The sequence below is a fragment of the Citrobacter sp. RHBSTW-00029 genome, from assembly GCF_014104295.1.
GTDB classification, from domain to species: Bacteria; Pseudomonadota; Gammaproteobacteria; order Enterobacterales; family Enterobacteriaceae; genus Citrobacter; species Citrobacter youngae.
This window is the reverse complement of sequence record NZ_JABXRT010000002.1, coordinates 1-16,141: the sequence shown is the minus strand read 5'-3', so window position 1 is coordinate 16,141 and position 16,141 is coordinate 1. Positions and strand designations below refer to the sequence as shown.

The 16,141-nt window shown below is 48.9% G+C and carries 12 protein-coding genes; all 12 read left to right on the top strand.

The window, feature by feature from the left end:
• A complete protein-coding gene (locus tag HV041_RS23130; protein ID WP_182294294.1) occupies positions 1–1,665 on the top strand; it encodes an OmpA family protein in 1,665 nt (554 codons plus the stop codon).
• A 16-nt stretch (positions 1,666–1,681) separates the two neighbouring features.
• Complete coding sequence (gene tssD, locus HV041_RS23125; protein WP_003024437.1) at positions 1,682–2,173, top strand: type VI secretion system tube protein TssD; 492 nt, start codon at positions 1,682–1,684, stop codon at positions 2,171–2,173.
• A gap of 163 nt (positions 2,174–2,336) precedes the next feature.
• Entirely contained in the window at positions 2,337–4,961 is a 2,625-nt protein-coding gene (gene tssH / locus HV041_RS23120) for a type VI secretion system ATPase TssH (RefSeq protein WP_165712679.1), read from the top strand.
• On the top strand, positions 4,951–5,481 hold the full coding sequence (locus HV041_RS23115) for a type IV secretion protein Rhs (protein WP_137378849.1): 531 nt from the start codon (positions 4,951–4,953) through the stop codon (positions 5,479–5,481). The genes tssH and HV041_RS23115 overlap by 11 nt, the downstream gene beginning before the upstream one ends.
• Positions 5,481–5,930, top strand: coding sequence for a putative T6SS immunity periplasmic lipoprotein (locus HV041_RS23110; protein WP_331254164.1), 450 nt, complete (start codon positions 5,481–5,483; stop codon positions 5,928–5,930). The genes HV041_RS23115 and HV041_RS23110 overlap by 1 nt, the downstream gene beginning before the upstream one ends.
• A gap of 90 nt (positions 5,931–6,020) precedes the next feature.
• The gene (locus HV041_RS23105) at positions 6,021–6,476 is read left to right on the top strand and encodes a putative T6SS immunity periplasmic lipoprotein (RefSeq protein ID WP_137378847.1); all 456 of its coding nucleotides are present in this window, start codon (positions 6,021–6,023) and stop codon (positions 6,474–6,476) included.
• A gap of 44 nt (positions 6,477–6,520) precedes the next feature.
• Entirely contained in the window at positions 6,521–9,031 is a 2,511-nt protein-coding gene (vgrG, locus tag HV041_RS23100; protein WP_165712676.1) for a type VI secretion system Vgr family protein, read from the top strand.
• A gap of 15 nt (positions 9,032–9,046) precedes the next feature.
• Positions 9,047–11,263 carry an ATPase gene (locus tag HV041_RS23095; RefSeq protein WP_165712673.1) on the top strand — a complete coding sequence of 739 codons (2,217 nt, stop codon included), beginning with the start codon at positions 9,047–9,049 and terminating at the stop codon, positions 11,261–11,263.
• A complete protein-coding gene (locus HV041_RS23090) occupies positions 11,260–12,231 on the top strand; it encodes a formylglycine-generating enzyme family protein (protein ID WP_165712670.1) in 972 nt (323 codons plus the stop codon). The genes HV041_RS23095 and HV041_RS23090 overlap by 4 nt, the downstream gene beginning before the upstream one ends.
• An 11-nt stretch (positions 12,232–12,242) precedes the next feature.
• A complete protein-coding gene (locus tag HV041_RS23085; RefSeq protein ID WP_165712668.1) occupies positions 12,243–13,205 on the top strand; it encodes a formylglycine-generating enzyme family protein in 963 nt (320 codons plus the stop codon).
• 42 nt (positions 13,206–13,247) lie between these two features.
• Positions 13,248–15,578 (top strand): hypothetical protein, encoded by a 2,331-nt coding sequence (locus HV041_RS23080; RefSeq protein WP_165712665.1) that lies wholly within the window; start codon positions 13,248–13,250, stop codon positions 15,576–15,578.
• Positions 15,578–16,141 (top strand): SUMF1/EgtB/PvdO family nonheme iron enzyme (locus tag HV041_RS23075; protein ID WP_182294293.1); only part of this gene is annotated, 564 nt, incomplete at its 3' end. The genes HV041_RS23080 and HV041_RS23075, both read left to right, overlap by 1 nt.

The window sequence follows — 16,141 nt, the reverse complement described above, 5'->3', positions numbered from 1 at the left end:
ATGGCTCAGTTGCGAGGGAGCGTGAACTATGTACTGGCGACCGTGCTGGCTTTATTGCTGGTCTGGGGATTCAGTCCGTTAAGTATGGGTGTTCGCAGTGGTCTTACCGTCTTTATTTTACTGCTTTCCATTCCAGGGATCGTTTATGGCTGGCGTCAATATGGTCGGTTGACGTCTGCTCATTCTGCTCATGACGTTCCGCTCCCTCCAGAGAGTTTCAGTGGACCTGTTGTGCTGGTATGTGGCGATACTGCTCCTTTGTTTGCCGGACGTGGCGATTCCTGCGAGAGTTCACAGGGCTGGTATTTATCTGTTCAATCCCCAGAGCATTACAGTGCTCTGGTTCGTCAGATAGCTGTGCAGCGTCCGGGGCTTCTTATGCGCGTTTCCGTGATGCTGGCATTGATCCCGGAACGGCATAATGATGAAGACGCGCTCAAGCACATGCTGCTCAGTTGGCGGCGGGTGGTGACCCAGAGTCGGCGTTGGTTATCAGGTATACCGCCGTTTTGGCTGTGTTGTTGGCTGAATTCGCCTCAATGCAATGAGACTGTGCGTTGGTTTATTCGCACCCCTCAGGATACTGAAGTGCAGTCGGCTACAGGATTAGATGATTTTGTTCCTTTCTCATCGCAAGAGCACTCGGCTCGCCATTCTCATCTTACACATGCAGTGTGGTTAGATACTTTACTCGGCTGGCTGAAGAAGGTGCAAGGCGATACGGAGCGCCACGCTCCGCCTCTTTTTTCTGCTTTACGGGTTGTGTGTTTCACCTCATTAGCGGTCTGCGAAAATAATCTGTGGCAACGGCATATCACAGCGCAAACAACACTTTCCCCTGCGACGTCAGCAGTTTCCGAGCTGCTGCCTTTTCCTGATTTAGCACTGCCTTTTTTATCCCGCCGCCGGGCGCTGACAGCATTTCAACGAACGGTGGGTATAAGTGGTCTGCTATGCGGTATTTTTGTCGGACTGGCGATGGCATGCAGCTTTATCAAGAACCAGCATCTCATCAGGATCACAAACGATCATCTGACGCTATACCGCCATCTTAGCGGCAATCCTGTCGAGCCAAAGATTCAGGCTCAGGATCAACTTCGTCGGGATGCGCAGCGGCTTGATCGCTGGTATCAGCGCGGCGAACCCCTTTCTCTTTCAATGGGATTGTACCAGGGGATGAGATTGATCCCACCTTTGCAGGCCGCAATCAGCGACTGGTTGCCACCTGAAAAACCAAAAGCGACCTCCCCGCAAACCGTGCGTCTTGACAGCATGTCGCTGTTTGATACGGGCAAATGGGCGCTAAAAGCGGGTTCAACAAGAGTGCTCATTCGAGCTTTGGTCAATATCAAAGCCAGGCCCGGTTGGCTGATAGTCATCGCCGGGCATACCGATGATGTGGGTGACGATAAATCTAATCAGCAGCTCTCTCTCAAACGTGCGGAATCTGTTCGCGACTGGATGCGTGATACCGGTGACGTCGCAGAGAGTTGCTTTGCCGTTCAGGGTTACGGTGAATCACATCCCTACAAAACCAACGATACGCTGGAGGGTCGGGCTGCCAACCGCCGTGTAGAGATCAGTCTGGTTCCGCAGGTTGATGCCTGTCGGGTGCCGGGCATGAGGGAACCGTCACCGCAAGATGGTGACGCATTAGCGAAGTAAAAATGGAGAAAGAGTTATGGCAATTCCAGTCTACCTTTGGCTGAAAGATGACGGCGGTGCGGATATTAAAGGCTCTGTTGACGTGAAAGACCGTGTGGGCAGTATCGAAGTAGTGGCTCAGGAACATAACCTGTACATCCCTACCGATAACAACACCGGTAAGTTGACCGGGACGCGCATCCATACCCCATTCCTTTTCACTAAGGAAATCGATGCCTCCAGCCCGTATCTGTACAAGGCTGTAACGACCGGTCAGACCCTGCGCCAGGCAGAGTTCAAATGGTATCGCATTAATGATGCGGGTCAGGAAGTGGAATACTTCAACACCACTCTGCACAACGTGAAAGTGGTGAAAGTAAATCCTGTGATGTACGACATCAAGGATCCGGCTAAAGAGAAGCACAACCACCTGGAACAGATAGAACTGCGCTACGAGAAAATCGTCTGGACGTATAAGGATGGCAACATTATCCATTCTGACGCCTGGAACGAGCGTACCACCGCGTAATGCACTAACGGATGAGGATTTCCTCATCCGTTTTTTTATGCCCTCTGCTGAGCGTCCGGAGTGGGGGGTTAAGCAGAGAGTATCAACGTCACTTATTACCTTATGGGCATTGGATTACGGCCACGGGCGGTAGCGTGCCTGAATACAGGGAGTCAGGAACCAAATGGAACACCAGTCAGCAGTGTTATTACGTCGTCTCAATCCCTACTGTGCTCAGGCGCTTGAAGCGGCTGCATCGTTATGCCAGACGCGCGCGCATGCAGAAATCACGCCTGAACACTGGCTACTGAAGTTGCTTGAGCAGGGGGAGGGCGATATTACCGTCATCGCTCGTCGCTATGAATGGGATATCGACAATCTCTGGCAGTCGCTGCTGGCGCATCTGGATGTTCAGCCTCGTTCCGTGAAAAGCCGCCCACAGTTGTCTGATGCGCTTCTTTCTTTAATGCAACAAGCGTGGCTATGCGCCGCAACGGATGAAAATTCGCAGATACGGGGTGTGCATCTGCTGATGGCACTGGTAGGCAAACCTTCACTACTGAAGTGTGATGGCCTGTGGCCTCTTCTGAGCGCCGGACATACTCAACTGGAACGACTCCTGCCGCTATTAAATGTCCAGTCGGATGAGCGGCCCGAAAGACAGCAGGAGGCCGCTCTGGCACAGGTTTCTCCTGATGATGAATCGCGTCCTGGCCTGGCTCAGTCGACGTTGTCGTCAGCATTACAAGGCGTGCTCGATAAATTTACGCAGGACGTCACCGCGAAAGCGCGTGCCGGCGATATCGACCCGGTATTTGGTCGCGATAATGAAATTCGTCAAATGGTGGATGTGCTGTCCCGTCGGCGAAAAAACAATCCCATTCTGGTCGGGGAACCCGGCGTCGGCAAGACCGCTCTGGTGGAGGGGCTGGCGCTGCGTATTGCGGAAGGTAACGTGCCGGATAGCCTGAAAGCGGTGACGTTACGCACGCTGGATCTTGGGCTGCTTCAAGCGGGGGCTGGGGTGAAAGGAGAGTTTGAACAGCGTTTAAAAAATATCATTGATGCCGTTCAGCAATGGCCAACCCCCGTTCTGCTCTTTATTGATGAAGCACATACCATCATTGGGGCTGGTAATCAGACGGGAGGCGCTGACGCAGCCAACCTGCTAAAACCCGCTTTGGCCAGAGGTGAACTACGAACCATCGCGGCGACCACATGGAGCGAATATAAACAGTATTTTGAGCGTGATGCTGCGCTGGAGCGGCGTTTTCAGATGGTGAAAGTGGATGAGCCAGATGATGACACTGCTTGTTTGATGCTGCGCGGTCTGAAATCACGCTATGCGGAACACCATGGCGTTCACATCACCGACGACGCGGTTAAAACCGCTGTTACGCTCTCTCGCCGCTACCTTACCGGGCGGCAGTTGCCGGACAAAGCCGTCGACCTGCTGGACACCGCAGGTGCAAGAGTACGTATCAGCCTTGATACCGTTCCGGAACCACTGACGCGTTTGAGGTCGGAGATCACCGCGCTTGAAATCGAAAAGCAGGCGTTGCTTGCAGATCTCGCGCTAGGAAATGGTCAGCATGGTGAAAGGCTGGCGAGCATTGAACAGCAAGAAAATCGTCTGCTTGTCGAGCTGGATGAACGCGAAACCCAGTATGGCCAGGAATTAGCGCTCACTGAGCAACTGCTGGCCAGCCGCCGTGATATTTCCCGTCAGGCGGAGACGGTTGAATTGCAGCAGCTTAGTGTGCTTCAGCAGGGTCATCCTTTACTGTTTCCGGATGTAGACGCGCGCACTGTCGCAACGGTGATCGCCGACTGGACTGGTGTACCATTATCTTCATTAATGAAGGACTCCCAGACAGACTTGCTGACGCTTGAAACTCAGATGGGAAAACGCGTTGTCGGGCAGGATTATGCGCTGAATGCCATCGCGCAACGACTGCGCGCATCAAAAACGGGTCTTACGCCGGAAAACGGCCCGCAGGGTGTGTTTCTGCTTACCGGACCAAGCGGTACCGGGAAAACGGAGACGGCGCTGGCGCTGGCCGAGATTCTGTTTGGCGGTGAAAAATCGCTGATCACCATTAATCTGTCTGAATATCAGGAGCCGCACACCGTGAGCCAGCTCAAGGGCTCGCCTCCGGGATACGTGGGTTATGGTCAGGGAGGGATCCTGACCGAAGCCGTGCGAAAGCGCCCCTATAGCGTGGTACTGCTGGATGAAGTCGAAAAAGCGCATCGCGACGTCATGAACCTGTTTTATCAGGTATTTGACCGTGGTTTCATGCGCGATGGCGAAGGCCGTGAAATTGATTTTCGCAATACCGTTATTTTGATGACCTCCAATCTTGGCGGCGATGCCGTGATGCAGCTGCTGGAAGAACAGCCGGAAGCGGCAGAGCCCGATCTGCATGAACTACTGCGCCCGCTTTTGCGCGACCATTTTCAGCCGGCGCTGCTGGCACGTTTCCAGACCATTATCTATCACCCGCTCAGTGAACCAGCGCTGCGCACCATTGTACAAATGAAGCTGGATCAGGTTAGCCAGCGATTGCAGCGCCACTACGGTATCACCACGACGATATCCGAGAACCTTTTTGATGCCCTGACCGCCGCTTGCCTGCTACCGGATACGGGGGCGAGGAATATCGACAGTCTGCTGAACCAACAAATCTTGCCAGTGCTCAGTCAGCAGTTGTTAACATATCTTTCCCGGCAGCAAAAGCCACACTCTCTGATCCTTAGCTGGGATGAGTTGAAGGGCATCATGATGGAGTTTGAGAGTGCCAAATAATATTAAAGAAGGTGGTCTCAGAACGCTTACATCTGGAGAGATTGAACTGGCAAAGTCTGTATTTGGTTCTGCTCTCCAGTATCATAAAGTGTGGATCCACAGGAGCAGTTATTTGCCTTTTAATTTACAGGATTCGAATACGGCGATGACGCCTGATGGTGAGATTTACTTTCGTGAACTGTATCGGGAAGATTTTTCTCAGGCATTACCCTATTCGCAACATTTATTTATCCATGAAATGAGCCATGTCTGGCAGCGAGAAAATGGCATGAACGTTATTTGTCGAGGTCTGGTGAGTTGGTTAGTCAGTTATCGATATAAATTGGATGGACGACTTCTAAGCGAGTACCCCATGGAGCAGCAGGCTCAAATTATCGCGGATAGCTTTATTCTAAAAAAGAGTGGATATAGAACGTGGCTGGATATGCGGTTCAATCATAATATAACTTTAGATGGGGATATTCATGAAAATGTAATCAGAGAATCGTATAGAAATACTCTTCGAGGATTTCCCTGGTGATGAAAGGTAGATTATTTTGTTGTTTCAGTCTGTTGAGTTACAGTCTGTTATTTCTCACCGGATGTCCAGGATATGGGGATGTGTTACTTCTTGATAAGGAAGCGGTGGTTAGCATGGTTGGGGAAAATGTCTGTTTCTGGGTGAATGATTCTGCGAAACATAAACCCAGTATCATTTCTATTACTCAACGAGGATCTGAATTCGGAAGGGAAAAATTCACTATAGATCCACCATTGATATTGATTGACGAGAAATGGTGTATTACTCCTAATTTTTATACTTTTCCAGATAAGGGGCAGTTTATCGTTTCCTATAGTATACCAAATGATAGTTTAGATGACCGACCGCAGCGCGTGGTTAGTGGTGTGGAAGTCTCTAATGGGAATGTCCACAATTTTCATCTTACCGATATGGAAATCATACGACCATATTCTGAGATGGATAGGTAAAACACTTCAAGTATGTATAAATCATAATGACTTCACTGTGTATGGACCTCGTTATGAAAATGCCATTAGATAAGCATTGTGAGGGCTTCTTTGGTAAAAAGAGCTAAGAAGTTAATTAATGCAACTTTGCTGAGTTACAGTCTGTTATTTCTCACCGGGTGCCCTGGATATGGTGACAGATCATTTACCGATGAGGAAGCCACAGTTAGCGTGGTTGGGGAAAATATCTGCTTCTGGGTGAAGGACTCTGAAGAGTACAAACCAGGTATCATTACGGTTACTCGTAGAGGTGCTGAATTTGCTGATGAGAAATTTATGCCAAATCCACCGCTTATTCTTCTTAATAATAAATGGTGCATAACACCCGATTTTTATACTTTTCCTGCTAGTGGCCAGTTTGTAGTTACGTACACGTTAGAGATTCCTTATTCAAGTGATAGACCCCGAAGTGTTGTTAGTGGGGTGGAGATTTCTAATGGTCGTATTTATAACATCCATCTTACCGATATGGAAATAGCCAGGCCTTATTCTGCGATGGATAAGTGATTTTTTAAATCGGGAAATAAAGTGCGTTGAACGGAGTTAATCTTATGGATAAGTCTCATCAGACGGTAGCAACTACGCTTAATCGATATAGTTTATCTATTCCTTCTTGCTCTTCTGTATTGGATGTAGAGGATTTCAGTGGTTCTGAAGGGCTGAGCCGGAATTATTACTATGGTATTTTGTTTACCAGTACAGATAAAGATATTCAGGTAAATCAATTTGTGCGTCAGGTAGCAACATTGACGATGAATGCTGGCAAGCTGGCATCTATGACGACGCAGAAAATCGTCCATGGTGTGATAACTGATTTTCAGCGGGTATCTGGTTCTGCCGATGAATCAAGATATCAAATTATCGTCGAGCCTTATCTCTCCCTGCTGGATAAACAGTTCCGCACGCACCGTTTCTTCATAAACAAATCGGTCCCGGAAGTGGTGAGTGAAATCCTGCAGGAGCACGCCCTGCATGGCTGGGAGTATGAATTCACGCTGACTCAGACTTATCCGAAGCGTGAACAGATAAATCAGTACCAGGAGAGCGACTTGGCGTTTATTGAGCGTCTGCTGGCGGAAGTGGGGATATTTTACTTCTTCACGCTGCAGCCGGACACCCGGACGGAAGTGGTGCATTTTGCAGACCAGCAGAGCGCCTATGAGTTTGATAAACGGCTGGCGCTGAACAGCCCGTCAGGAATGAGCGACAGCGGGGCGGACTCCGTCTGGGGACTGAACATCCTGCACCAGGTGGCACCGGCGGGGGTGACGGCAAAAGACTATAACCACCGCGAAGCGCAGAAGGTGCTGCAGTCGGCGAGGGCGGATATCACCGGCGGCGAAGGCGAGGAAATGCGCTATGGCGAGGTGTATCACTACAAACCGCGCCATCTTGAAACCGGGGATGCATTCGATCCGGAGCCGGAGACCGGGAACTTCTGGGCGCGACTGGACCACGAGCGTTTTCTGGCGGAGCAGACGCTGATAACGGGTTTCAGCACGGATGCGGGGTTACGTCCGGGGCAGGTGCTGACGATAACGGACAATAGCATACCGTCGACGCTGCCGGACGTGCTGCAGCAGCCGGTGGTGGTCATCCGGGCCGGGTTCAGCGGCAGCAGGAAGGATGCGCTGAGGGTGACGCTGGCGGCGGTGCCGTACAGTGAGACGCAGTGCTGGCGTCCGGCGCTGAAGGCGAGACCGAAGGTCAGCGGCACGCTGACGGCGCGGGTCAGCAGCCCGAAAAGCGGGGATATCTACGCGCATCAGACGGCGGAGGGACTGTACCGGGTGAAGTTTGATGCAGACCAGGACAGCAAACAGCAGGGTTACGAGAGCATGCTGCTGCGCCTGGCCAGACCCTACGGCGGCGATACCTACGGGATTCACTTCCCGCTGATACAGGGCACAGAAGTGGCGGTGGCGTTCCATGAAGGGGACCCGGACCGGCCCTATATCGCCCATGCGCTGCACGACTCCCGGCATCCGGACCACGTGACACAGGCAAACCACACCCGCAACGTCATCCGCACGCCCGCGAATAATAAGCTGCGCATGGAGGATAAACGGGGCGAGGAGCACATCAAGCTCAGCACCGAGTACGGCGGGAAGACGCAGCTGAACCTGGGGCATAACGTGGATGCACAGCGTGCGCTGCGGGGAGAGGGGGCGGAGCTACGTACAGACGACTGGGTGGCGGTACGCGGCGGTAAAGGGGTTTTAATTAGTGCCTATAACCAGCCGCAAGCTCAGGGAGAGATGCTGGATATGCGTGCTGCAATAGCTGAGTTGCAAAATGCACTCGAGCTGGTTACTGCTTTAGCGAGCAGCGCCAAAGTATCCGGTTCACTTGATGCCGATATTGCTTCACAGCAAGAATTGACGAAAACGCTGGCGCAATTAAAAGGGGCGGGTTTGTTACTGAATGCTCCTGCTGGTATAGGTGCGGCTACACCCAAAAATATTCAGTTAACAGCAGGTCATTCTTTAACGGTCACAACGAGTGAAAATGCAGATCTTACGTTGTTTAAACGTCTGACAGTTGCTGCTGGCGAGGCAATCAGTCTGTTTGCCCAAAAAATGGGGATGAAAATTTTTGCCGCCAGAGGAATGATCGATATTCAGGCACAAACTGATGGCATGCGATTGCAGTCAGATAAAACGATGAACATTAATAGCGTTAATGGTGACATTGTTTTAAATGCTCAACAGGGAATTACGCTTACCAGTACAGGTGGGGCATATATAAAAATCAAAGATGGATCCATCGAGCTTGGCGCACCGGGGAGTCTTAAGCTAAAAAGTCCTGATATCCAGTGGGGCGGAGTAGGTATCCTGGAAAAAGCGCTTAAGCCGATGACTGTTTCTGACCCGCAATATAAATACCCTATGAATGGTTCTTTTCAGATCGTTGATAAAGGGGATGGTAAGCCTAAACCGTACATTAAATATCGTATTGAAACTGAAAGTGGTGAAACTATTCGTGGTGTGACTGATGAGAATGGATATACCCAATCTCATTACGGCCTTGAACCTCAGACTATGAAGTTATTCTTTGAATAAAACCAGGTTGGTATCATGAGCGATACATCCATATTACCCGTAGCAGAGAATCAATTAAGTAAAAAAGAAAATAACACCGTACAGATATCACATGAATCATGTGATATCTATTATTGTACCGGAGAGCAGGAGCTATTGTTTTTAACTACTGATGCGGCAAAAGTACTTGATGAGCATGCCAGTGAAATAATGACGGCAGTTGATGAATTTCATCAGGCTAACGAGGAATACTCTAAAGCTGTTGAGGAATTTGGCGTTTTAAATTCAAAAATAGAGGAAAGTGCCGCTCTTACTGACAAAGGGAGTAATGTCACTCATAAAGAAGCTGATTTGAGTGAGAAAAGAGATGCTTTACAAAAGATTATGGGAAAATTTTCGTCTGAGGGGGCAGGTTATGAGGATGTTGTTGAACTCATCCCCATCTCTCGAAAAAATGGTGGCGCTGGCGCAAAGAAACGCTATTCTTTTGCAAAGAAAGGATATGTTGATAATTTGGGGGCGGGAGTCAGACATAAAGTAAAGTTTAAACAATCTGATGCGGATAATATCCTAAAAAGAGAAAATGGTAATATAACAGGGATTTCAGTTTCTAAATTAAAAAAACAAATTAAAGATCTGGAGTTTGAAAATAAAGGCATAAATCTTTTTGATCCAATCGATAAAAAGCTAATAGATGAGACGTTAACGGACTGGGCAGATAGCTGGAATAACAGTCTGGTTTCGCATAAAGAAATTGGTCAGTTTATCGATTTTTCAGCTGGCGCACAGTTTATGCGCTGCTCGTCTAATTTGGCGGCTTCAGCGGAATGGGATCCAGCAACCGGCGAGTTGGCTATCAAAGGTGAGTTCAAGGCCACGCTTTCTCTGGCTTCTGGCATTGTTGAAACGACATTTTATCTTCCGGATCGTATTGGCTGGAGCCTGACATTTCAACCTGAAAATCGAACTGAACCATTAAAAATGGGAATGCTCAGAGTCTATCTGAAAACCTCACTGATTGGCTTTGTGGGAGCCTCTGCCCAGGCAGAAGCGCAGTTGCAGATTACCACCTATGGCGGTAAGCAAATGATTATGGGTAACAGCGCCGGGCGTCTACCGAGATTTAGCGAACGGCATGTGAGCGGTGCAACCTTCCATAAGGCCAGAGAGGAAAACGAAGATGGCGCCAAAGTGAGCGCAGAAGCGTTTGGCGGCGCGCGCGCAGAACTAAAGCTCGCAGGTGGAGTACAGTGGTTGCAGCCGCCGGAACTTACCGTACGCCAGGGCAAGACCGGAGACGATGCCAAAGAAGCTAACGAGTTCGCCGATTTTTGTACCTTTACTGAAAGCCTGGTAGGAATGGCTGGCGCCGGAATTGGCGGTACTTTTCAGTGTGATTTTGTTAACGGTAAGTTTTGTTTCAAAATAGCCGCCAGCCTCTGTGTCGGGATTGGGGCAAAAGGCAGTTTTGAAGCAGAAGTCGATTTTGACAAATTTTATGAATTTTCAAAATGGCTCATTTATCAGCTTTATGGATTAGACTACGCCTTTTTCGAAATAGTGGCACAGAAAGCTTTTGAAGCATTTACCCAAGTTAGTGTTTTGTTGCTTTCGGATATGGAAGATTCAATAGCTAAGGGGCTAAAGAGTTCACAAGAAACGTTAAATACAATAAATGAAAAATATACTAACCTGGTAGAAAATATTGAATCCGTCTTTGATGAGTCTGAAAGAAGAAATCAGTTAGCAGCAAATATTATTAAGAGCCCCGATTTACTTCTGATGCGTACCCCTGAGGCCAAAGGAATATTACTCTACCTGCTTACCCGCCATGGTGCCGCAGATCATGTTGATTTTGATAATCGCGGTGATTATCTCATCGATATTTATCCAGAGCGCAAGCAGGCGATTATTGTTGTGTTGCAATCCATTCAGACGCAGCGGGAGTGGTTCCAGATATTTAGCCGATTTAATGCCAGTGGAAGTGACATGGCAGAGGGTAACTCTGCCTTGAAATATATGGAGGCGCAAAATTCAATGAACGCGGTAAGGCGTTTTCTCCAGGAAGGTTTCGATAAAGTCAGTGAAATGGATCTTATCTATAAAAGATTAAGAACGACGCCTGCCTGGGGATATGCCCTGACGATGAACAATACCACTGCGTATCGCTTAACGACGGCGGATAACCCCTTTTATCCGCGTATGGGAGCATTTTCACCGCTGTCTGGCACAAATTCTGAGGAATGGTCATGAAGATAAAATACCCGTTATTACTCCTGAGTCTGGCTGTCAGCGCGATGGCTGGCTGCGATCAAAAAGCTGCCTCAGTCACACCCTTGCACAGTGCGGAAGACCAGGCCCGACTGCAGGAATTTGTGGCGCAGATAAAGTCAGAGCAGGTATTTGTGGAAGGAGGTGAATATCTGATGGGGGATTTTGGCGAAGAGTATGGCGTGGAAAGACTGCAGTACGACGGGCGTAAAGACAGCAAACCATTACACAGGGTGGAGTTAAGCAGCTATTCGCTGAGTAAATTTAAAGCCAGCAACCAGCAGTACCAGTTTTATCTGGCCTGGAATGGTCTGAAGGACCGGGAGGTTAAGGGGCGTATCACCCGGCAGAAGTGGAACGAGATGGGACAAATCCCGGATGCACCTGCGCATGTGGACTGGCACGAAGCGGAGCAGTACTGCGCGTGGCTGGGAGAGGTGACGGGTCTGCCGTTCTCGCTACCGACGGAGGCGCAGTGGGAATACGCGGCGCGTAGCCGGGGTAAATATGTGGTGGCGCCCACCGATGACGGCACGATACGTATAGAAAACCGCAAGGGCATCAACATTGCCACTGAGCTGGATGCCGAAGAGTATGCCAAAAAGGCAGGCCTGATCCTCAAGTGGCTATCCCCGCTTCCACGTGATTTCCGTCCCCCCAATCCGCTGGGGATTTACGACATGGCCGGAAACGGCTGGGAGTGGATGAAGGACTGGTATGACCCGGAATACTACAGCCATTCGCCGGTAAAAGACCCGCAGGGCCCGGAGCAGCCGGTATTCAAAGACCCGGACGGGTACTACACGCGGGTGCTGCGCAGCCAGGACTTCTCAGGGCCGGGGCGCGGACTGACCATGGTGCGCTATAAAGCGGACCCTGAAAGCAGACCATATCTGCCAACCGACAAAACCGTGCGCTGCGCCGTTAACCACCCGAGTCCGGTGAAGTGAGGTCTGTGATAATGAAAAACGACAGGTTGTGGCTGTGCGCCATTGCGATAGTCGCAGCAGCTGGCTGCGACCCCGCCTCAGTCAAACCCCTGCACAGTGCGGAAGACCAGGCCCGGCTGCAGGAGTTTGTGGCGCAGATAAAGTCAGAGCAGGTATTTGTGGAAGGCGGTGAATACCTGATGGGGGATTTTGGCGAAGAATATGGCGTGGAAAAACTGCAGTACGACGGGCATAAAGACAGCAAGCCTTTGCACAGGGTGGAGTTAAGCAGCTATTCGCTGAGTAAGTTTAAAACCAGCAACCAGCAGTACCAGTTTTATCTGGCCTGGAATGGCCTGAAGGGCCGGGAGGTCAAGGGGCGTTTGAGCGGGAGGGACTGGAATGACAGGAGACGGATCCCGGATACGCCAGCCCGCGTGGACTGGAACGAAGCGGAGCGGTACTGTGCGTGGCTGGGAGGGGTAACGGGCCTGCCGTTCTCGCTGCCGACGGAGGCGCAGTGGGAATACGCGGCGCGTAGCCGGGGTAAATATGTGGTGGCGCCCACCGATGACGGCACGATACGTATAGAAAACCGCAAGGGCATCAATATTGCCACTGAGCTGGATACTGAAGAGTATGCCAAAAAGACAGGCTCAACCCTCAAGTGGCTATCCCCCCTTCCACGTGATTTTCGTCCCCCCAATCCGCTGGGGATTTACGACATGGCCGGAAACGGCTGGGAATGGATGAAGGACTGGTATGACCCGGAATACTACAGCCATTCGCCGGTAAAAGACCCGCAGGGCCCGGAGCAGCCGGTATTTAAAGACCCGGACGGGTACTACACGCGGGTGCTGCGCAGCCAGGACTACTCAGGGCCGGGGCGCGGGCTGACCATGGTGCGCTATAAAGCGGACCCTGAAAGCAGATCATACCGGCCAAGCGACAAAGCCGTGCGCTGTGCAGTGAACCACCCGAGTCCGGTGAAGTGATAATTTATTAATTTATGCATCTGAATAATCAGGGAAAAGATTATGAGCGGTTCAAACACGCCAGCAGCAGATCATCAAACGAGTAAGGTTGAGTCAAATGTAAAAATTGTGATTGTCAAATCTTGTCAATGCTATTTCAGGATTGACAAATTACAATTGATTTTTATTGATGAAGCGGATGCCAGCGTGTTTGAAGTTGCTATGAGTAAACTGAGCGACCTGGTAAATAAACAACATATTGCAAAAAATAAATACTCTCAGGCTATTGAAAAATATGGTGTGCAGTTAAAGGATACTGCCAATAAGGACAGGTTGCCCGAACTGGAAAATGAAATATCAAAGGCTGAAGGTGAGCTACAAACGGCAACTAAAAATCTACAGCAGGAGTTGGGGGATTTCAATGAACAAAGTGGGTATAAACCTATAGTTGAGCTAATACCCATTGAAGATATTAAGAAGCGAGCTTTTGGTCGATTTTATTCATATGTTAAAGAAGAAGACTATAAGAAGTTTGAAACAAAATTCACAGTGATTTCCGTGGATGATTTTAGTGGTGATAATATTTTCACCAAAGATAAAGATAATAATATTATTGGTATCGATATAAAATCTTTATCAGAGAAGTTGAAAACAGCCAAGGAGAAGATTAAACAAATGATGGATCGCACAATGACTGTCGGTGCAAACATCAAATTTGAGAAGACATTAACAGAATGGGCCGAGGTATGGAACGATAAAAAGTATAAGCACACGGGTGAATATATTGATGTTTCTGCGGGTGCTCAATTTATGCGTTTGACAGCGAATGCCTCCACGCTTAATAGCTGGGACCCTGATACCGGACAAGTGAAAATAAAAGGTGAGGCTCAAGCTGAATTAACCGTTTTCTCTGGAAAAGTAAACTCCACACTTTTTGTTCCCGACCGGACCGGCTGGCCGCTTAAATTTATGATTAATGATAAGGAAGAAGCCAATATTGGTGTCCTGAGGGCAAAAATAGAAGGGCAATTGACCGGGTATGTTGGCGCATCAGCCAAGATAGAAGCCAATCTGCAGTTTGTGACATACAATCAAAAACAGTTGCTAATGGGAAATCGCACCAAAAGTTCGACATTTGTTGAACGAAAAGAAGGCGTAAAAGTTAAGGGCAATAAAGGCAAAGCAAAAAAAGGACTGGAAGTAAAAGCGGAAGCCTTTGGTGGTGCTAAAGTTGGCGCCAGTTTAGGTGGAACATTACAGTGGCTGAAACCCTTTACTTCACTGGTGGCGGAAATCCCGGCCATGTTAAAAAAATTAGGTCTTGAACCAGACTTAATGCTTGACGCCTCGGCAATGGATAAATTAATTCAACTGCAAAATCAAAAAGAAAAGAATAAAAAGAAAGAAGAGCATTTAGGTGATTTCCAGGATTTTGGTTCGCTTAAAGTCGGTGGCGAGGTTCAATTAGGCGCTGGGGCCAGCGGTGAGTTTAGGGTTCGTTTTGTTAAAGGAAGATTCAGGTTCCATATACATGGCAGTTTGTGTTTGGGCCCCGGCGCGAAGGGACTTGTGGAGGGTGAGATTACTCCTGAACTGTTTATGGAGTTCGCAGTATGGGTTATCTATCAACTCTATGGTATGGACTATAAGCACTGGGTGATTATTGAGGAAGAAGCATTTAAGGCTTTGGGATATATTTTGTTGATGGACCAGGAGAAAAAATACCAAGAGTATTATGATGAAGTAGTTGCTGATTTTAAAGATGTTTTAGTGGATTTCACTAATTTTATTAAATCAACATTTACAGAAATTATGACGGCAAGAGACCAGTCGGCAAAACGCAATAAATTTGCGCTTAAAATTAATAGCAACCCTGGCAATGTATATCTTTATTCGCCTGAGGCAAAAGGTGCTGCCCTGTATCTCCTGACCTTAGACGGCGCCTACGATCGTATTGATATCAATAACCAAGGGGATGGTTTTATTCCGGATACCAACCATGAACGAAAAAAAGCGGTATTGTTTATTTTGTCCAGTATTCAGACCAAACGGGAGTGGAAAAAGGTGTTGACGCGTATTACTGCAACGGGAATGGTGTATCCCGGTAATGAGGATGCGATTGTAAAAATGGCGCAAAAGAATATCCGGATATTCTTGCAGACGGGCATTGATAGTGATGACGAGCTGGATAATATCATCGACAAACTAGAACTGCGAGATTTCGATGAACTGGTGTCGCGTTTAAAGGAGAAACCAACCTACGGTTATTCTTTTTCGCCAAATTGCAGCAAACAATACAAATTACATTGTGATGATAATCCATTTTATAGGTCACTGTGTCATTTTGTGCCGGTTGATCCTCAGTATCAGCAAAAATGGGAGAGTAACGATTAATGGAAAAAAAACGAATTTATAAATATAGTCTGGCGTTGTTGCTATTGCTGAGCGGTTGCGATAAACCGGAACCGGCGGCGCAGAATAACGCTGAATTAGCGCAATATCTGCAACGCATCACCGGCGATCTGGTGTTTATTCCGGGTGGTACGTTCTGGATGGGGGATTTTTGCTCCCGCACGCACGGTGAGGGGGCGCGCTGTTCGTCGGAAAAAGATACCAAACCCCTGCATGAAGTGACGCTGAGCAGCTATTCCATCGGTCGTTTCAAGGTGACCCATGAGGATTACGCCTTTTACCTGAAAATGGCGGGATTACCTGCCCAGCAGTTTGATAACAAATGGTTGAATAAAATGCTGGCAGATATGACCCATTTTAAAAACAGTCCGGCGGTGGTGTCATGGACTGAGGCCGATAATTACTGCCGCTGGCTGAAAAAGAAGACGGGGTTGGCGTTTTCCCTGCCGACGGAAGCGCAGTGGGAGTACGCGGCGCGTGGCCGGGGCCAGTATATTCTGGTGGCAACGGATGACGACGACTGGCGTGAAGATGAGAAAACCGGT